Origin of the sequence: Streptomyces sp. NPDC005761, from assembly GCF_040630635.1 — a bacterium.
Lineage (GTDB): Bacteria > Actinomycetota > Actinomycetes > Streptomycetales > Streptomycetaceae > Streptomyces.
Window position 1 is genome coordinate 37,287 of record NZ_JBEXXX010000016.1, and the last position, 16,984, is coordinate 54,270.

Genomic DNA, 16,984 nt, shown 5'->3' on the forward strand with positions numbered 1-16,984 from the left:
TCCACCGAAGGGAGCTGCTGTGACAGACGAACAGATCCTGCTGGGGATCGCGCTGACCGTCGTCCTCGCCGCCGGCTCACAGATCCTGGCGAGCAGACTGCGCGTGCCCGCTCTGATCGTTCTGCTGCCGGCGGGCTTCGCCGCAGGCGCCCTGACCGATGTCGTCCACCCCGACAGACTGATGAGCCAGAACTTCTCCGTCCTGGTGTCGATGTCCGTCGCGGTGATCCTCTACGACGCGGGACTCGGACTCAACCTGCGGAAACTCACCGGCCGGACGCGGTGGACCGTGGGCAGACTGCTCGTACTCGGCGTGTTCATCACGTTCCTGGTCACCACCGCCGTGGCACCCGCCATGTTCGACATGCCGCTGAGGGTGGCATCGATGCTGGGCGTGATCCTCGTCGTGTCCGGACCCACGGTCGTGGGCCCCATCCTCGATGTCGTCCGCCCCACGGACAAGGTGCGCCGCGTCCTCATCTGGGAAGGGACGCTGACCGACCCCATCGGCGCCATCCTCGGAGCTCTGGTCTTCCACGCGATCGCTGCCACGCACGGGGTCGACATCGGCCGCGGCTACCAGATCGGCCAGTTCGCCCTCAGCATCGCGGTGGGCCTGACCGGCGGCGCCGTCGGGACGGCACTGCTGTGGCTGACGCTGCGCAGGCTGCGCCTGGGCGAGACGCTCGGCACACTCGCCCAACTGGCCACCGTGATTGCCGTGTCCGCGGTCTGCGACGTCGTCCGGGACGACACAGGGCTCATCGCAGCCATCGTCACCGGGCTCGCCGTCACCAACATCAGCACCTTCGACATGCCGGCGCGACGCCCCTTCTTCGAGACCCTGGCGCAGCTGATCATCGGGTTGCTGTTCGTCTCGATCTCCGCCACGATCACGCCCGCCTCGCTCGTGCCCGTACTCCTCCCCGCCCTGGCCCTCATCGCCGTCCTCGTCCTCGTGGTCCGCCCCCTCGTCGCGTACGCGTCCACTGCCGGCGCCGGACTGACCGCGGGCGAGCGGGCCTTCGTCGGATGGATGGCACCACGCGGCATCGTCGCGGCGGCCACGGCTACCGCGTTCTCGGCGGACCTCGTCGACAGAGGAGTCGCCGGGGCCGCGAAGATCCTTCCCGTCACGTTCCTCGTGATCGTCGGCACGGTCATTCTGTACTCCCTCAGCGCGGCACCGGTCGCCAAGGTGCTGGGCATCGTCAGGCCCACCGGAACGCGGATCCTGCTGGTGGGCGGTGCGCCATGGGTGGTGGATCTGGGAACGAACCTGAGAGCGGCCGGCCTCGACCTGCTGATGTGGGCAGGCCTCGCTCAGGAACGCCGGCGGATCACGGACGCCGGTATCGGACTTGCCACCGGCGATCTGCTGGCCACGGCCACCAACCCGGGCGCCCGCCTGGAGGGGGTCACGGCGGTGTTCCTCGCCACGGACGACGACGACTTCAACGCGCTCGCCTCGATCATGATGCAGGACAGCGTCGACGGCCCCGTCCACCGGGTCGGCCCTCCCGAGGACAGCCGCGGAGTCGTGGCGCCGTACACGGGCGGGGACATCCTGTTCGGACGATCGCTCGTCCGGCAGGCGCTTGCCGAGCGGTACGAGGCGGGCGCGCGGTTCCTGGTTCAGGCAGCCTCCGATCCGCTGCCGCCGGGGAGTGAAACCCTCTTCGTCATCCGTGCGGACAAGCGGCTGGAACCCGTCACCGAAAGACGCAGGGTGGCGCCGGGGGAAGGCGACAGCGTGGTGCTGCTGACGACGTCCTGAGACCGACGCGTGCGCCGGGCCGGATCTTTCCCGGCCGCAGCGGAATGTGGAATGTCGCGCCGCCGGACGTCCGGGGTCGCGAGGGAGGATGTCCTGTGCGGATCAAGATGTCATGGGCCGCCGTATTCAGGCTGCGGCAGTACGTGAAGGCAAGCCTGTGGATCATGCCGATGGCCGGTCTCGTACTGGGATTCGTGCTGGCCCAATGGGCCGTCACCGCCCACAGTTCCGACTGGACACCGAGTGGCTGGCGCTATTCGGCCACCACGGCGAGCGGCGTCCTGAGCGCCATCGTCGGGGCGATGATCGCTCTTCTCGGATTCGTCGTGACCATCGGTGTACTGGTCATCCAGCAGGCCACAGGAACACTGTCGCCGCGCTACATGCGGCTCTGGTACCGGGACCGGCTCCAGAAGGCCGTACTGGCCACCTTCACCGGCACGTTCGCGTTCGCCTTCTCCCTGCTGCGCAGCATCGAGACCCATTCCGTCCCCGACCTCGGAGTCACCCTTGCCGGTGGCGCCGTGGCCGTCAGCCTGCTGCTGCTTCTCGTCTACCTCAACCGCTTCACGCACAACCTCAGGCCCGTCGCCATCGCCGATCTCGTCGGCCGCATGGGGGAGGAGGTGTTCGAGCACATGGCCGGGAGCGTCAGGTCCTCGGCGCCGCACCCCGGCGAGCCTGCCGAGGCGCTCGGTGGGAAGACGGTCGTCCGGGCGACGAGGGGCGGCGCCGTGCAGGCCCTTCACACCGCCGGCCTCTCGGCCGTCGCCGCGCGCCACGACTGCGTGTTCACCGTGCCCCACGTGATCGGTGACTACGTCCCCCGAGGCGCCGTACTCGTCGAGATCCGGGGCGGCACCTCCGTCCCCGACCACCGGCAGCTGACCGGTCTGATCGCGCTCGGTCCCGAGCGGACGATCGAACAGGACCCGGCGTTCGCCCTCCGGGTGCTCGTCGACATCGCCATCCGCGCCCTCTCGCCCGCAGTCAACGACCCCACCACCGGCGTACAGGTCCTCAACCACATCGACTCTTTCCTCACCGCGGTCGGCCGGTCGCCGCTGCCCGGCCGGTATGTCCTGGCGGACGCGGACGGCAGGCCGCGGCTCGTCCTGCGGGGGAGGGAATGGGAGGACTACCTCCAGCTCGCCGTCTCGGAGATCCGTGACTACGGGGCGACCTCCCTGCAGATCTGCCGGCGGCTGCGTGCCCTGCTCGACGGCCTGCTCGACAGCCTTCCGCCCGTCCACCATCCGGCGGTACGGGCGGAGATCGGCCTCCTGGACGCCGCGGTGGAACGCGCCTTCCCCGATCCGGCTCGGCGTTCCCTCGCACGGACTGCCGACAGCCAGGGGGTGGGCGGCCGTTCCCGGACCGGCCCATAGCGGGCGGGGCTCCGGATCCCGTCACTGCGGCTACGGCCTCACGCCGGGCCGGGGCGGGCCGAGTGCGGCTCCACCCACCCGTGCCGGACGGCATGACCGCCGAGCTGCATCCGGGTCCGGACCCCGGCCAGGTCCATGAGGCGGCGCAGGCGCCGGTGCAGCGTACGCGGCGACAGACCGAGCTGGGCCGCGGCCGTCGGGTCGGTCAGGCCGGCCAGCAGCAGGGCGAGGATCTTCCGGTCCAGGTCGGTCGGTCCCTCCGCGCCGACCGCGACCGTGGGCCCGGTGTCCTCGCCGATGCCCGCCAGTTCGAGCGGGCGGGCTGCGCGCCACACCGTCTCGAACAGCGCGTCCAGAGCATCCAGCAGGCCGCTGCGGTGCAGCAGCACGGCGCCGGGATCCCCCGCCGGTGTGACCGCGAGCGGGACCAGGCCGAGGTCGGCGTCGGCCAGCACGAGCTTCATCGGCAACTCGTCGGCGACCCTCAGCTGCACGCCGTTGCGCATCGAATCGACCGCATCGGTGATGATGCCCGGCTCGGCCAGCACGGCCCGGTCCAGTACCGCCCGGAAGTGCACGCCGCGGGTGAGGGCCATCGGCTCCGCGGAGTTCTCGCCGGGCGGCACGGCGACGAAGGGCGCCGTGATGAAGGACCGGACCTGCGTCCGGGCGGCCTGCTGCACCTGAAGGAAACGATGGCGGATCGCATCGACGCCCGTGACGACCTCGATCAGATCGCTGATGCTGCTCCCGGTCATCGCCGCCCGGTGCTCCTCGGCGAACGTGACCAACGCCTGTTCGGCCATGCGCAGCCCGTCCCGGCGCTGGCTGATGAGAGCCCCGAGCGCCATGGCGGGCGGCGCGGCGGTGAACCGCCCGTCCACCGACCTGATCACCAGCCCCCAGTCGACGAGTCGGCACAAGGCCGACTCGACGTGGCCCCGCGGAACGCCGAGCAGATCCGACAGCGGTGCCGCGGTACAGTCCGGCCGTCCGAGCAGCATCCGGTAGACGCGCTCGTCGTCGGGCCCCAGCCCCAGGACATCCAGCATCGGCGACCGACTCTCTTCCGCTTGTCGCAGCGGTGTGAGTATGCGCCACGGCGGCAGACCCTGAATAGCCGCTGGTGGGAGCGGGTTCGACGGGAGGGGCCCCGGGGAGTCGCCTCCCCGGGGCCCGACGCTGTGGCTCATCGCAGACCGTACGCCCGGATGATCTCGTTCCGGACGCTGTAGCCGCTGTCCGTCGCGGCGCTCGCGCGGACCGACACGAAGCCGCCGGGCTTCTTCGCCGTCCGGAACGACCCGGTCCAGGAATCGCCGGCACGCTTGGCCAGGGTCACCTTCTGCCAGCTGGCGCCGTCGTCGTACGAGACGTCCAGCTTCACCGTGCCGACGGTGCCCGGCACGGTGCCGGAGTCCATCGGCACGGGCTTGAGTGTGATCCGCTGTACCGCGCCGGCCCTGACGTCACCGTGCAGGTCCGTCTCCAGCGCATAGTCCAGGTTCAGCACCGAGAACCGCTCGAAGAACTCGGCCTCTACGGTGCCGGACCTGAAGGTCCATTCGGTATGGGTGCGCGTCGACAGCCGGAAGGCGTCACCGGGCCGTTCCACATCGAGGACGGTGCGATAGGGCAGATTGCCCGCGGGCACCTCCGTCCACTGCATGTCGCCGCCGTGCGGATTTTCGTGGATCAGCTTGTCGCCCTGGAACACCTGGAGGTGGGAAGGCGTCTCACCCCACGGCAGATAGCCGCCCAGCCGCATGTTGTCGCTCGCGGATGCCCAGGCCTGCACGTTCCAGGTCATGTAGTTCTGCCAACGGGAGTTGTATACGCCGAACGACTCGCCCTGGCCGGGGCGGGTCGCCGGAGCGAACCAGTCCAGCCGGCTGGTGCTGCCCTTGGCGTACGTGTTGTCGCCCGACACCATCGACCACGGCAGAGCCGTGTCGACGCCCTGAGCGTGGAACTCCCTCCAGACCTGGCCCGGTGTCACCCACTCGGTGCGCGTGCCCGGGTGCCACTCGGGCTCGGGGAAGTTGAACGACGGGCTGAGGGTGAAGTCGGACCGGTAGCCCTCCGCCGCCCTGCCGCCCGCGGCCGAGTAGTAGCGGGCGTCGATCCGGGCGAGGTCCTGCTTGGCCGGCGTGTAGACCAGCGCCCGGTCCGGCACGTGGCCGGGGTAGTCCCGGGTCAGGTCGTAGACGAACGGGGTGAACTCCGTCTGCTTCACGGTCAGCTTCAGGACGCCCGCCCTGGCCATCGCGACGAGGGCCTTGCCCGCGTCGCGATGCACCGTGGCGACCGGGATGGCCGAATCGCCCACGTACTCCATCAGGGTGCCGACCCCGTCGTTGACCACGATCAGCGCCTTCGCACCGGCCGCGACCGCGGCGTCGGTCCGTTCCTGCGGCGACACCTCGTCGCTGCGTCCGATGACGACGACCTTGCCCTTGGCACGCGCCTTCTCGTAGGCGGCAGGAGAGCCGTTGCCGGCGTAGACGGCATCCAGCCGGTCCGTGACGGTGCCCAGGGCACTGCCCGCCTGCACCGTGGCCTCGAAGCGGAGCCGGTCGCCCGCGGTGCTCAGCCCGAGCATCGGCTCGCCCTTGCGCCAGCGGGTGATCAGCGTGAACTCGCCGTGCTTCATGGGCTCCGTCGGAGCGACGTAGACGTCGTCGTAGGTCGACGGCAGGACGTACGCGCCGCGGTAGTCGGTGTACGGGTCGAAGCCCGCGTAGTGGATGTTGAAGTCCACCTTGCGCTGGCGGTCCTCGGTGAGCTGCGGTGCCTCGGTCCGCAGCAGACGCGCCTTGCTCGCGTCGAGCACCACGTCGGCGGCACGGTCCTCGAGCACCGTCTCCGGGTCGACGAGCACGGACAGACCGGAGCGGTCCGCCTTCTCGCCCGCGACATCGACGTACGCCGCGACGGTGTACATGCCAGGTGCCATGCGCATCGTGGTCGAGCCCTCGACGTACATGTTCCACGGCCAGGAGTCGCCGGCCAGATTGACCGTGACCCACCCCGCGGCGGGTCTGCCGTCCCGGCCGATCAGCTTGATGTTCAGGTCGTAGCGCTCCTCCTCCTTGAGCAGAGCCACCGAGGTGCGGGTGACCGCCTTCCCGGTCGTCGCGTCGGTGCCGATGACGTGACCGACGTGCCGGCCCGGTGAGGCGGTCTGCGGGTCACCGGTCACCGGGACGGCGGCGGTGCCGCCCGCCGGGACGGTCACGGCGGTGGCTCCCAGAGTGAACGGGCCGCCCGCGTCGGTGAGCGCCAGGTTCAGCGTGACATCGGCGGAACCGGTGTTGGTGAAGGTCAGGTCCTTGGTGACGGCGACGTCGCCCGGCTCGTGCGGCCAGGTGTAGTTGCCGAAGAACAGCGATCCGGTGCCACGGACCGTCGTGTGCACGGCGGCGGCCACGTCGACGCGGCCCGTGCCGACCTCGTACGGCGAGTACCCGTCGTCCAGGCCCTTCGCCGTGCTCATGAGATGTTCCTTGAGCTGCGTTCCGTTCCAGTCCGGGTGCTGCTGGGACAGGATCGCCGCCGCTCCGACCACGTGCGGGGTGGCCATCGAGGTGCCGCTGAGGGTGCGGTAGAGGCCCTCGCCCCCGCCGGTCATCTCCTGCGAGCGGGGCGCGGTGATGTCCACGCCGGGAGCCGAGATGTCCGGCTTCATACCGCCGGAGCGAGCCAGTGGGCCGGTGCTGGAGAAGGACGCGAGCCGGTCCTCCTTGTCCGTGGCGGCCACCGTCAGCGCGGAGGCCGCAGCGCCGGGGGCCGATATCGACTCCGGGCCGGCGTTGCCTGCGGCGATGACGAACAGCGTGCCGTACTGCTCGGACAGCGCATCGACGGTCTGCGACATCGGGTCGCTGCCGTCCGTCGGATAGGAGTCGCCGAGGCTCATGTTGACGACGTCGGCACCGGACTCGGCGGCCCACTGCATGCCCGCCATGACCCAGGAGTCCTGGCCGTAGCCTTCGGCGCCGCCGAGCACCTTGCCGACGAACAGATCGGCGCCGGGGGCGACGCCCTTGTTGTCGCCTCCCGAGGCGGCGCCCGAGCCGACGATCGTGCCCGCCACGTGGGTGCCGTGGCCGTTGACGTCGGTGACGGGCTCACCCGGTACGAAGCTGACCGTGTCGTCGATCAGGCCGGCGAAGTCGGGGTGGTTGACGTCGATGCCGGTGTCGAGGACCGCTACCTTGGCCCCCTTGCCGGTGTACCCGGCCGCCCAGGCCTCGGGTGCGCCGATCAGGGGCACGCTGTCCTTCAAGTTGGCCTTCACCCGGCCGTCGAGCCACAGTTTGTCCACGCCGGCTCCCAGCGCCGTGTCCCCGTGGGGTGCGACGGTGGCCCAGAAGGTGTGGGCCTGCCGCTTCCCGGTGCTGAGTGCGGCACCGTGAACACTCGTGAGCCGGCGGGTCAGCTTGCTGCCGCGGGGGGCCTTCGGCTCGACGGCCGAGCGGGACGTCGACCGGGCGTACGTCGCGATCAGCGGCACCGTGGCCGACTTGGCGTCGTCGTAACCCATCTCGATCAGATCGGTGACGTTGAACAGCCGGCGGTCGAGCTTGCCGGAGCCCAGCAGCGGTGCCGCTTCGTCCGGGACGACGAACAGGTCGCCCCTGATCTCTTGGATCTTCACGCCACCGACGGCGCTGTCCGGCCGGTCGACGTCGGCGGTCTGTTTGCCGTCGGCCATGGTGGTCACGGTGACGACGTCGCCCGTGACCAGGGTGACCTTGTGGGTCGCCGAGGGCTTGGCGGGAACGGTGGGCCTGCTCGGAGCGGCCTGGGCGGGCGCTTGCAGAACTGCGAGCCCCGACACCAGGAGCGGGACCGCGGTGGCGGTCGAGATCAGCTGCCGGCGTCTGCGCCGGAAGGCGGAAGACTGAAAGGGGGAGAACATGGCATCGGTCTATCCGTGCGGAGTGCACGACGTGAAGGGCTGATGGCGGCAAGTCCTCGCCATGGCAGTGACTTGTCAGCGGCGCACGGACGTAATGCGGGCAAGTCGCCCGTCGCGGCGCCGCCGAGGACGTCACCGATGGCGCCGCGAGGACGTCACGAACGGCGGAGGGAGGGCGCCGGTGACGGCGCGGCGAGGACCTCAGCGCCCCGGGGAGCCCTGCGGCGCGGCCGCGAGGACTGTCGTGTCCTCCCGAGGCCGGCGCAGCCGTGAAGCGGATGGGCACTTTGGCCTGGCGGGCGCCCCGACCCGCCTCCGCCTCGGTTGACTGCTTCGGCAGGACGGGGGTGTGACCGTCGGCATACGATGGACAATCGGTGCTGAAAGGGGCGCAGGATGGACGAATACCCCCCGATCGAGAACCATGGTCTGATCGGTGATCTGCAGACCGCAGCTCTCGTGACCACTGATGCGACGATCGACTGGTTCTGCTGTCCGCGCTTCGATTCCCCCAGTGTCTTCGGCGCTCTGCTCGACCGCCGCAAGGGCGGCCACTTCACCGTCCGGCCGGTTGCCGACACCTACACCAGCAAGCAGCTCTACCACCCCGACACGGCCGTCCTGGTGACACGCTTCATGACGGAGGCCGGCACCGGTGAGGTGGTGGACTTCATGCCGGTGACCGGAACGACGGCGACGGACCGGCACCGTCTGGTCCGGATGCTGCGCTGTGTCCGGGGCAGCATGACGTTCGAGGGGGAGATCGCTCCGCGTTTCGACTACGGGCGCAAACCGCACGAGCTGCACATCACGGAGCACGGGGCCCTGTTCACTTCACAGGACCTGAACCTCGCTGTCCACGCAGTCCGCGAGCCCCAGGACGAGCGGCTGCTGAACATTCTCTCCGGCGACAACGACCTGCGATTCACCCTGACCCTGCAGGCGGGCCGGCAACGCGGCCTGGTTCTGGAGTCGTCCCCCGACGGGCCGCCGCACGAGGTCCCGGTGGCGGAGTTCGAGCAGCTCTTTGACGAGACCGTCCAGTTCTGGCGCTCCTGGCTGAGCCAGTCCACCTATACGGGCCGGTGGCGGGAGGCGGTGGAACGTTCGGCCGTGACGCTGAAGCTCATGACGTACGCGCCCTCCGGCGCCCTGGTGGCCGCCCCGACGGCGGGGCTGCCCGAGCAACTCGGCGGAGAACGCAACTGGGACTACCGGTTCACCTGGATCCGTGACGCGTCGTTCTCCGTGTACGCGTTGCTGGGTCTGGGTTTCAGGGACGAGGCAAGGGCGTTCATCAGCTGGCTGCACGACCGCGTGAAGGAGGAGGCCGGCCACGAAGGCGGCACCGGTCCACTGAACATCATGTACCGCGTCGACGGCTCCTCCGACCTGGTGGAGGAGACCTTGGGGCACTGGGAGGGGTACGCGGGCTCCGCCCCGGTCCGCATCGGCAACGGAGCGGCGAGCCAGCTCCAACTGGACATCTACGGCGAGGCGCTCGACAGCATCTACTTCGCGCACCAGCACGGCATGCACCTCGACACGCGTGGCTGGGCCGCACTGCACACCCTGCTCGACTGGCTGGTCGATCACTGGGACCAGCCCGGTGAAGGGTTGTGGGAGACCCGTGGCGGCCGGAAGGACTTCACCTACGGCCGCGTGATGTCCTGGGTCGCTTTCGACCGCGCCGTCCGCATCGCCTACGACGACGGCCGTCCCGCGGCCCGCGGTCGCTGGGTGGACGCGCGTGACACGATCTACCAGCAGGTGCTCAACCGGGGCTGGGACCCGAAGAAGCAGGCCTTCGTCCAGCACTACGGTGACGACGTGCTCGACTCGTCCCTGCTGCGCATGCCGACGGTCGGCTTCATCACTCCGGACGATCCGATGTGGGCGACCGCACTGGACGCGATGGAACGGGAGTTGGTCAGCGACAGCCTCGTCTACCGCTACAACCCCGAGGCCTCGCCCGACGGCCTGCGCGGCTCGGAGGGGACCTTCTCCCTGTGTACGTTCATGTACGTCGACGCCCTCGCCCGGGCCGGGCGCACCGACCAGGCCCGGCTGGTCCTGGAGAAGATGCTCACCTACGCCAACCATCTGGGCCTGTACTCGGAGGAGATCGCCCTCACAGGGCGCCAACTGGGCAATTTTCCGCAGGCGTTCACGCACCTGGCCCTGATCGACGCCGCCATCACGCTGGACGCCAGGCTCAATGCGGCGAACGGGGGCAGCGGAGCGGGGTAAGGGCTCCCGCGAGGAGAACGCTGCCGGGCGACGGGCCCCGCCGCGCCCTGCCGCGACCGTCAGATCCTCGCCCCCGGTGCGAGTGGCCGGCCGCAGCGCAGGTTCCACCGCCCCGACCTGCCGCCGAGCTCCGTCACGGTCAGCGGGGCCACGTCCAGCCGCCAGAACGCCTGCGGCGGGAGGCCGAGCGCATGGACGACCGAGGCCCGGATCACGCCGGGTTCGACCACCCCCAGGACCCGGCCGGCGCTGTCCCCGTGGACGTCCGCCTCCGCCGGCCCCCGCACCCGGTCGGGCAGGGCGTCGAGCCACGCGCCCACTCGGGCGCAGAGCTCCAGCAGCGACTCGCCCCCGTGCGGGGCAGCCGCCGGATCCGCAAGCCAGGCCGCCACCCCGTCCGGCTCGCCCGCGCTCACCTCCGACAGCCGGGCACCGGTCCAGCGGCCCATCTCCCAGTCCCGCAAGGCGTCTTCGGTGGCCGACCGCAGCCCGAGAGCCTCCGCGGTCGCGGTGCAGCGCCGGGACGGCCCCCGCAGCCACCGGTCCGCGGTAGGCACCGAGCCGGCGGCAGCCCGTGCCTGCGCGAGCCCGGCGTTGTCCAGGGGGGCGTCACCGGCGAACCGGGCCTCGCGCAGTGCGGCGTTCATCCCCGGTGAGATCAACATCACCCGTACCGTCATACCCGCTCTCAACTCCCTGAACTGTGGCCACGTGGCCAAGCACACCATGGCATCCGGGGCCCGCCGGCCGGCCACGGGCACCATGGCGGCTGTCACGCCCAAGCGGTATGGTCGCGACGACACGACGAGGGTGTGACGGAAGTCCGGTGAGAATCCGGCACGGTCGCGCCACTGTGAACCCGTACCCGTACGGGAAGTCAGACCCAGCACCTTCGTCTCAGGCACCACGATCGGGACGCGTGTTCCCCCAGGAGGTTCTGCCATGGCACAGACTGCTGCCCCCGCGACAGTCACACCCGCCATCACCCCCATCTCGCTGAAGGCCATTGCCCCTTGGGCGGTCTTCTTCGGCGTCGTCATGCTGATCCTGCTGTACTTCGTCGGCGCCGAGCAGGGCGCCACCGCGCTCATCTCGGGCGAAGGCGTGCACGAGTGGGTCCACGACGGACGTCACCTCCTCGGTTTCCCCTGCCACTGATCCATCCGGCTGATCCAGGGGAATCCCTCATGAACTCCATATCTGTCAGAGCACTGCTGGTCCGCGGCATGCTGGCCGGCCTCGTCGCGGGCGCCCTCGCGCTCGCGGTGGCGTACTTCCTCGGCGAGTCGCGCGTGGACGCGGCCATCGCCCTCGAAGAGGCGCACAGCCACAGCCACGGCCACGACCACGGCGGCGGCGAGGAACTGGTCAGCCGGGGCATGCAGGCCACCGGCGGCCTCGCCACCGGTGTACTCGTCTTCGGCGTGGCCGTCGGCGGCATCGCGGCACTCGTCTTCTGTTACGCCCTCGGCCGGTTGGGACGGTTCGGCCCCCGGGCGACGGCCGCGCTGGTCGCGGGCGCCGCCCTGCTGACCGTGTACATCGTGCCGTTCCTGAAGTACCCGGCGAATCCGCCGGCGGTCGGCAACCCCGACACCATCGGCCGGCGCACCGCGTTGTTCTTCCTGATGGTCGCGCTGAGCGTCCTGCTGGCCGTGGCCGCCGTCATCCTCGGCAGGCGGCTCGCTCCACGCCTGGGCAACTGGAACGCCTCCGTCGCGGCTGCCGCGGGCTATGTGCTGGTCATCGGGCTGGCCTACGCCTTCCTGCCGTCGTTCAACGAGGTCGGAAAGGACTTCCCGGCGTCCCTGCTCTGGGAGTTCAGGCTGGCCACCCTCGCGGTGCAGATCACGCTCTGGACCACCTTCGGGCTGGTCTTCGGCCATCTCACCGAGCGGCTGCTGGCGCCGAGACCGGATACGGTCACGGCCCAGGACGGCAAGGCGAACAGGCCGGCCACCGCCGTCGGCTGATTCCGCGAGCACCACCCGCCCGTCACCGGGGCCGGACGCCGTGCCATGTGCAGAGCAGTCAGGACGCACGCGGTGCCGACATCACGCACAGAGCCCGCCGGGAACATCCCGGCGGGCTCTGTCGCGCGCGGAAACCGCCTCACTCCCGCCCGGCGGACCCGTCCCAGTCGATCCGGTAGTGCTTCAGCTGCGCGTCCTGCTTCACGAGACGCATGCCCGCCGCGGCCATGACGTACTGGGAGGCGACGTTGTCGAGGTCGGTGTCCCCGTGCACGCACGCGACGCCCCGGTCGCGGGTGAAACGCAGGAGTGCCCGGAGCGCCTCGGAGGCGTACCCCCGACCCCGCATCGATTCCACGAGCCCGTAACCGATCGTGACGTGGCCCTTCTCGTCGGGCGCTCCGTGGAACCCGGTTCCACCGATCACCAGCCCGTCCTCGCGGCGGCGTATCGCGTACGAACCGTACGGAGTGGGGTCGCCGGTGCCGGCGCATGTTTCCAGGAACCGGCGGGCCGCCCTCGACTCACCCGGCGAGGGATAGCCCGGAGCCCAGCGGGCACCGTCAGCCGGCTCGCCCGCTGCCACCTGCTCGGCGTCGGCAACGGTCATCGGGGACAGGATCAGCCGCGGCGTGACGAGGTCGGTCATGCCCTGTGAAGTATCACGGGGCACGTCCGGGACGCACCCGGATATCCGGGTGCGTCCCGGTGCGCGTGCCGCTCAGGCACCACCTGACGGGGTGAAGTCCCCGGACAGCGCGGCCGCCATCCGCAACTGCGTGCCGGCCTCGGCCTGTCGGCCCTGACGCTCCAGCGTCCGGCCGAGCATCAGCCGGGCGTACTGCTCGACCGGGTCGAGTTCCAGCACCGCGCGCAGCTCCGTCTCCGCCCGGACGAGCCGCGCCGAGTGGTAGTAGGCCCGCGCCAGCAGCAGCCGGGGCGCGACCTGCTCCGGAACCTCCTCGACGAGTCCGCCCAGAATCCTGGCCGCGGTCGCGTACTCCTTCGACTCGAAGAAGAACTGCGCGCGGTCCCAGCGCTCGGCGGCGGTGCCGAACTCGTAGTAGGTGTCGCTCATGTGATCTCCTCGACCGAGGGTGCCGCGCCGGGCGGCTCCCGTGCGTATCCGGATGCCACAACACTCATAGATGGTTTAACATTCCACTAAATATTCGGCGTGGGTGCCCCCGCCCGGAGCCGCACGGGAATAGGTTGACCGCCATGAGCAATCTCGATAGCCAAGCCGCACTCTCCGTCTGCGGAGGGCGGGGTTTCGTCGTCGCCGAACCCGTACGTGAACTCCTCACCCCTCGCCATGTCCGGCTCGGCGAGTCCACCGAGGTCCGCAGACTGCTGCCCAACCTGGGCCGCCGCATGGTCGGGGCCTGGGCCTTCGTCGACCACTACGGCCCCGACGACATCGCCGACGAACCCGGGATGCAGGTGCCACCGCACCCTCACATGGGACTGCAGACGGTCAGCTGGCTGCACGAGGGCGAGGTCCTGCACCGCGACAGCCTGGGCAGCCTCGAGACGATCCGTCCGCGCGAGCTCGGCCTCATGACGTCCGGCCGCGCCATCAGCCACAGCGAGGAGAGCCCCAGGCCGCACGCCGCGCTGCTGCACGGCGCCCAGCTGTGGGTCGCCCTGCCCGACGCCCACCGCACCGTCGAACCGCACTTCCAGCACCACACGGACCTGCCGACCGTCACCGCCCCCGGCCTCACGGCCACGGTGATCCTCGGAACCCTCGACGACACCACCTCACCCGGCACCGCGTACACGCCGATCGTCGGCGCCGACCTGGCCCTGAGTCGCGGAGCCGAAGCGCGCCTCCCGCTGGACCCCGACTTCGAGTACGCCGTGCTGTCGATGTCCGGCGAGGCGGAGGTCGACGGTGTCCCCGTCCTGCCCGGCTCGATGCTCTACCTCGGCTGCGGCCGGACCGAGCTCCCCCTGCGCGCGGAGTCCGACGCGGCTCTGATGCTCCTGGGCGGTGAGCCCTTCGAGGAGGAGATCGTCATGTGGTGGAACTTCATCGGACGCTCGCACGAGGAGATCGAGCAGGCGCGTTCGGACTGGATGACCAGTGCTCGGTTCGGGGAAGTGCACGGCTACGACGGAGGCCGGCTGTCGGCGCCCGCACTGCCGCCGGTGGCGCTGAAACCGCGAGGGCGGGTGCGCTGAGCTGGGGGCTCTCTCCGAGGAGGGCGGCAATGTCCAACGACGTGGCCGGGGGTTCATTCGGGAGTCTCGCGCACACAGCCGGCAGCACGAGCACCGGCTGACGCGGGACCGGGCGGCTCCACGCCTCGTCAGCCGAACACGGCCAAGACGATCGACGCGAGGATCCCCACCACGAATCCGAGGACGAGGGAGGCGAGCTCGGCGGCGATGAAAACGAGGACGTAGTCACCGTCGTGGCCCCAGGTGCCGTCCCGCGCGGAGGCACGGAACGACAGCGACAGGGCGAGGAAGGGGCCGAGGATGAGACCGGTGACGGTGACCCACGTCCCCAGCGCGTAGCCCGACAGTTCATGGGCCCTGCCTCTGACCAGCCGCACCTCCACGGTGCTCCCGGGCTTGTGCGACGTGCCGGCCTTGTCCAGCGTGATCCGGCGCCGTGGCTCGCCCGCGGCGCGCGGCGTGTAGGTGCCGCTGCAGTCGGTACCGTCCTGATTGCCCTCGAAGTCGGTGGCGTCGTAGCACGAGGAGATCGTCATGACGCCGTCCACGGGACCGATCCCCAGAACGGCCGCCAGGTGGGGTCCCGGGAGCAGCCAGATCAGCCATCCGGCGACAGCGAGACTGACCACGGCTCCGGTCAGCCCCACTCTCCGCTCCCATGTGCCTGCCGTCCGCGTCACGCCGCCCACCCCCCATTGAAGGCGGTCGTCACACAGACCGCTCGTGACGTGTACGGCTCCCGGGACCGATCACGACTCTCCCACCTCTCGAGGCGCCGCGAGTCGGTGGTTTCCCTTACATGACCTACGTAGTTCAGGGTCTGCGGTCCCGTTCCGCCGTGGATACGCAGCCGCTGCGGGTCAAGCCCCTGGCGCCGGTCGCCGCTTCCCGGTCGGCTTGTCGCCGCGTCCGACGGCTCGGGGGCATCGACCCGGTCTCACTCCACGGCAGCGTTCCCCTGCCGTGGCGGCGGACATGGCCGTCGCGGTCGACTCGGGGCAGGAGCGGCCTCGGAGGCTCTCGGTCATGCCATGCCCAGGTGTGTCCACCCGTGCACGGCACCGTCGACGCGTTCGATGGGCACGGCAGCCTCCGCGCGAGCGGTGTGCGTGAACTCGTATCTGTGGCAGTCCACTTAGTGCTTCGTACGCTCCGCGAACTGATTGCGCGCCGCAAGGGGAGTGACCTTCTCCCCGCCCCTTCCTCCGTGGAATCACCTGGCCGGCCGACGAAGGGGAGGCCAGTGAGCGGGGCTGTCGAGCGACCTGGCATTCTGTGCCCCCGCACTGCCATCAACCCGGGAGAACACGCACCCATGCGCTCAAGACTTCTCACTGCCGCGACACTTGCCACCGCACTCTCCGCCGTCGGTTTGCTCGCCACTGCGCAGAGCGCCGTCGCGGCGCCCCAGTCCTGCGACTACAAGGTCGTGTGGCCGACGGCCGGCGTGTACGAGAACCCGAACCCCAACAGCGTGATCGTGAAGACCAAGCAGGCCGGTGACATCGTCGGGGCACCCGGCCCCGGTTGCGAGTACGCCGGATGGAACGACATCACCTACGCGCGCGTCAACACCGACGCGGCTGCCGACGGCGTGGGCTGGATGCGGTACGAGGCACTCGTCCGCGTCTGACGTCGCCCCGCCCGCACGTCCACCGCGTGCCCCGGCCCGAACAGGCAGGACGCCCCGGAGCACAGTGTTGCCGTCGCCGGTCTCCGGCGGCGGCGGCAAGGGGCCGCTGATCCGTGCGATGTATGCGGACCGAACGCCCGGGTCGTGCTCCGCAGAGCGGCGACGTCCTCCGGAGTCGGGGGCCGGTGCTCCACGCACATCCGCCCGGTACCGGTACGGCAGTCGAGTTTTGGGTGCCCAGTCCACATTGCCGGCCCCGGTCCTCTCCGCCCGTATCTCGTCCAGGCGCTGCTTCTGCTCGTAGGTCAGCCGGTATTCGCGCGGGGCGGTGGCTTCTTCTTGCCGCGGCTGGTCGTGCCGTGGGGATCGTGAGCGGGCGGCCGCGGTGTCGACCTCCCGGAGACGCGTTGGCGTCGGCACCACGACGGCTGCGGCCGGGGCCGGCGGTTCGTGGAAGAGGTCGGACACCATGCTGTCGGGCCTGGCCGAGAAGTGGGCGTAGGCATCAACGGCGCGCTCAAGGCGCGCTCCTGCTTCGTGCGGGCCGCACCGAGCCGCGCCCGGGTCTCCTCCGATTCGATGACGGCGAGCGGCAGCCACAGGTAGTTCTCCTGGCGCCCCCGGGCACGCGGCGTGGGCGTCGTATGAGCCCTACCACCCGCAATATGCCCAGCCCATGGCCGAGGACGACCGGATCATGACGCTCTGCACGGACCCTCGGGGGTGCAGTGGCGCGACAGTCGCGCGCACCAGTGCAAAGCGGCGTATCGCCCCGGGCACGGTCCCGGGGCGAAAAGGGCCTTCGTAGGTTATGAGTGCGGCGCTGAAGGATCAGAGCCGTGATCGTCAGTG

13 protein-coding genes and 1 riboswitch are annotated in these 16,984 nt (G+C 70.2%); of the genes, 7 read left to right on the forward strand and 6 right to left on the reverse strand.

The window, feature by feature from the left end:
- The first annotated feature begins 19 nt into the window (after positions 1 to 19).
- Both ABZ434_RS17195 and ABZ434_RS17200 read left to right on the forward strand, forming a co-directional pair.
- Complete coding sequence (locus tag ABZ434_RS17195) at positions 20 to 1,777, forward strand: cation:proton antiporter (protein ID WP_359136696.1); 1,758 nt, start codon at positions 20 to 22, stop codon at positions 1,775 to 1,777.
- A 95-nt stretch (positions 1,778 to 1,872) separates the two neighbouring features.
- Positions 1,873 to 3,165: a DUF2254 domain-containing protein gene (locus ABZ434_RS17200; RefSeq protein WP_359136698.1), complete on the forward strand. Its 1,293-nt coding sequence runs from the start codon at positions 1,873 to 1,875 to the stop codon at positions 3,163 to 3,165.
- 38 nt (positions 3,166 to 3,203) lie between these two features.
- Here the strand turns inward: ABZ434_RS17200 and ABZ434_RS17205 are convergent, their stop codons facing one another.
- Together ABZ434_RS17205 and ABZ434_RS17210 are read right to left on the reverse strand one after the other, a co-directional pair.
- A complete protein-coding gene (locus ABZ434_RS17205; RefSeq protein ID WP_359136701.1) occupies positions 3,204 to 4,217 on the reverse strand; it encodes a winged helix-turn-helix transcriptional regulator in 1,014 nt (337 codons plus the stop codon).
- A 137-nt stretch (positions 4,218 to 4,354) separates the two neighbouring features.
- On the reverse strand, positions 4,355 to 8,089 hold the full coding sequence (locus tag ABZ434_RS17210; protein WP_359136704.1) for a S8 family serine peptidase: 3,735 nt from the start codon (positions 8,087 to 8,089) through the stop codon (positions 4,355 to 4,357).
- A gap of 396 nt (positions 8,090 to 8,485) precedes the next feature.
- On the opposite strand from ABZ434_RS17210, the gene ABZ434_RS17215 reads away from it, so the two are divergent.
- Positions 8,486 to 10,339 (forward strand): glycoside hydrolase family 15 protein, encoded by a 1,854-nt coding sequence (locus ABZ434_RS17215; protein WP_359136707.1) that lies wholly within the window; start codon positions 8,486 to 8,488, stop codon positions 10,337 to 10,339.
- Positions 10,340 to 10,398: 59 nt separating this feature from the next.
- Here ABZ434_RS17215 and ABZ434_RS17220 read toward each other — a convergent pair whose 3' ends face one another.
- The gene (locus ABZ434_RS17220; RefSeq protein ID WP_359136710.1) at positions 10,399 to 11,019 is read right to left on the reverse strand and encodes a histidine phosphatase family protein; all 621 of its coding nucleotides are present in this window, start codon (positions 11,017 to 11,019) and stop codon (positions 10,399 to 10,401) included.
- A 123-nt stretch (positions 11,020 to 11,142) separates the two neighbouring features.
- Positions 11,143 to 11,236, forward strand: a riboswitch (adenosylcobalamin (AdoCbl) riboswitch).
- 45 nt (positions 11,237 to 11,281) lie between these two features.
- Between ABZ434_RS17220 and ABZ434_RS17225 the strand changes: the two genes are divergently transcribed.
- Positions 11,282 to 11,497, forward strand: coding sequence for a CbtB-domain containing protein (locus tag ABZ434_RS17225; RefSeq protein ID WP_219570050.1), 216 nt, complete (start codon positions 11,282 to 11,284; stop codon positions 11,495 to 11,497).
- Between the two features lie 29 nt (positions 11,498 to 11,526).
- On the forward strand, positions 11,527 to 12,312 hold the full coding sequence (locus tag ABZ434_RS17230) for a CbtA family protein (RefSeq protein ID WP_359136714.1): 786 nt from the start codon (positions 11,527 to 11,529) through the stop codon (positions 12,310 to 12,312).
- 139 nt (positions 12,313 to 12,451) lie between these two features.
- Here the strand turns inward: ABZ434_RS17230 and ABZ434_RS17235 are convergent, their stop codons facing one another.
- A complete protein-coding gene (locus tag ABZ434_RS17235) occupies positions 12,452 to 12,961 on the reverse strand; it encodes a GNAT family N-acetyltransferase (protein ID WP_359136717.1) in 510 nt (169 codons plus the stop codon).
- Between the two features lie 72 nt (positions 12,962 to 13,033).
- Positions 13,034 to 13,390: a tetratricopeptide repeat protein gene (locus ABZ434_RS17240; protein ID WP_359136720.1), complete on the reverse strand. Its 357-nt coding sequence runs from the start codon at positions 13,388 to 13,390 to the stop codon at positions 13,034 to 13,036.
- Positions 13,391 to 13,533: 143 nt separating this feature from the next.
- Between ABZ434_RS17240 and ABZ434_RS17245 the strand changes: the two genes are divergently transcribed.
- Positions 13,534 to 14,499 (forward strand): pirin family protein, encoded by a 966-nt coding sequence (locus ABZ434_RS17245; RefSeq protein WP_359136723.1) that lies wholly within the window; start codon positions 13,534 to 13,536, stop codon positions 14,497 to 14,499.
- Positions 14,500 to 14,627: 128 nt separating this feature from the next.
- Here ABZ434_RS17245 and ABZ434_RS17250 read toward each other — a convergent pair whose 3' ends face one another.
- Entirely contained in the window at positions 14,628 to 15,146 is a 519-nt protein-coding gene (locus ABZ434_RS17250) for a hypothetical protein (RefSeq protein ID WP_359136726.1), read from the reverse strand.
- Positions 15,147 to 15,814: 668 nt separating this feature from the next.
- Between ABZ434_RS17250 and ABZ434_RS17255 the strand changes: the two genes are divergently transcribed.
- Positions 15,815 to 16,132, forward strand: a complete 318-nt coding sequence (locus ABZ434_RS17255; RefSeq protein ID WP_359136729.1) for a glycosyltransferase — start codon at positions 15,815 to 15,817, stop codon at positions 16,130 to 16,132.
- Positions 16,133 to 16,984: the final 852 nt, after the last annotated feature.

What these genes read in the sequence shown, in the direction of transcription:
- ABZ434_RS17205 (WP_359136701.1), bottom strand. Translation starts at nt 4,217, where the DNA reads ATGCTGGATGTCCTGGGGCTGGGGCCCGACGACGAGCGCGTCTACCGG.
- ABZ434_RS17210 (WP_359136704.1), bottom strand. Translation starts at nt 8,089, where the DNA reads ATGTTCTCCCCCTTTCAGTCTTCCGCCTTCCGGCGCAGACGCCGGCAG.
- ABZ434_RS17215 (WP_359136707.1), top strand. Translation starts at nt 8,486, where the DNA reads ATGGACGAATACCCCCCGATCGAGAACCATGGTCTGATCGGTGATCTG.
- ABZ434_RS17220 (WP_359136710.1), bottom strand. Translation starts at nt 11,019, where the DNA reads ATGACGGTACGGGTGATGTTGATCTCACCGGGGATGAACGCCGCACTG.
- ABZ434_RS17225 (WP_219570050.1), top strand. Translation starts at nt 11,282, where the DNA reads ATGGCACAGACTGCTGCCCCCGCGACAGTCACACCCGCCATCACCCCC.
- ABZ434_RS17230 (WP_359136714.1), top strand. Translation starts at nt 11,527, where the DNA reads ATGAACTCCATATCTGTCAGAGCACTGCTGGTCCGCGGCATGCTGGCC.
- ABZ434_RS17235 (WP_359136717.1), bottom strand. Translation starts at nt 12,961, where the DNA reads ATGACCGACCTCGTCACGCCGCGGCTGATCCTGTCCCCGATGACCGTT.
- ABZ434_RS17240 (WP_359136720.1), bottom strand. Translation starts at nt 13,390, where the DNA reads ATGAGCGACACCTACTACGAGTTCGGCACCGCCGCCGAGCGCTGGGAC.
- ABZ434_RS17245 (WP_359136723.1), top strand. Translation starts at nt 13,534, where the DNA reads ATGAGCAATCTCGATAGCCAAGCCGCACTCTCCGTCTGCGGAGGGCGG.
- ABZ434_RS17255 (WP_359136729.1), top strand. Translation starts at nt 15,815, where the DNA reads ATGCGCTCAAGACTTCTCACTGCCGCGACACTTGCCACCGCACTCTCC.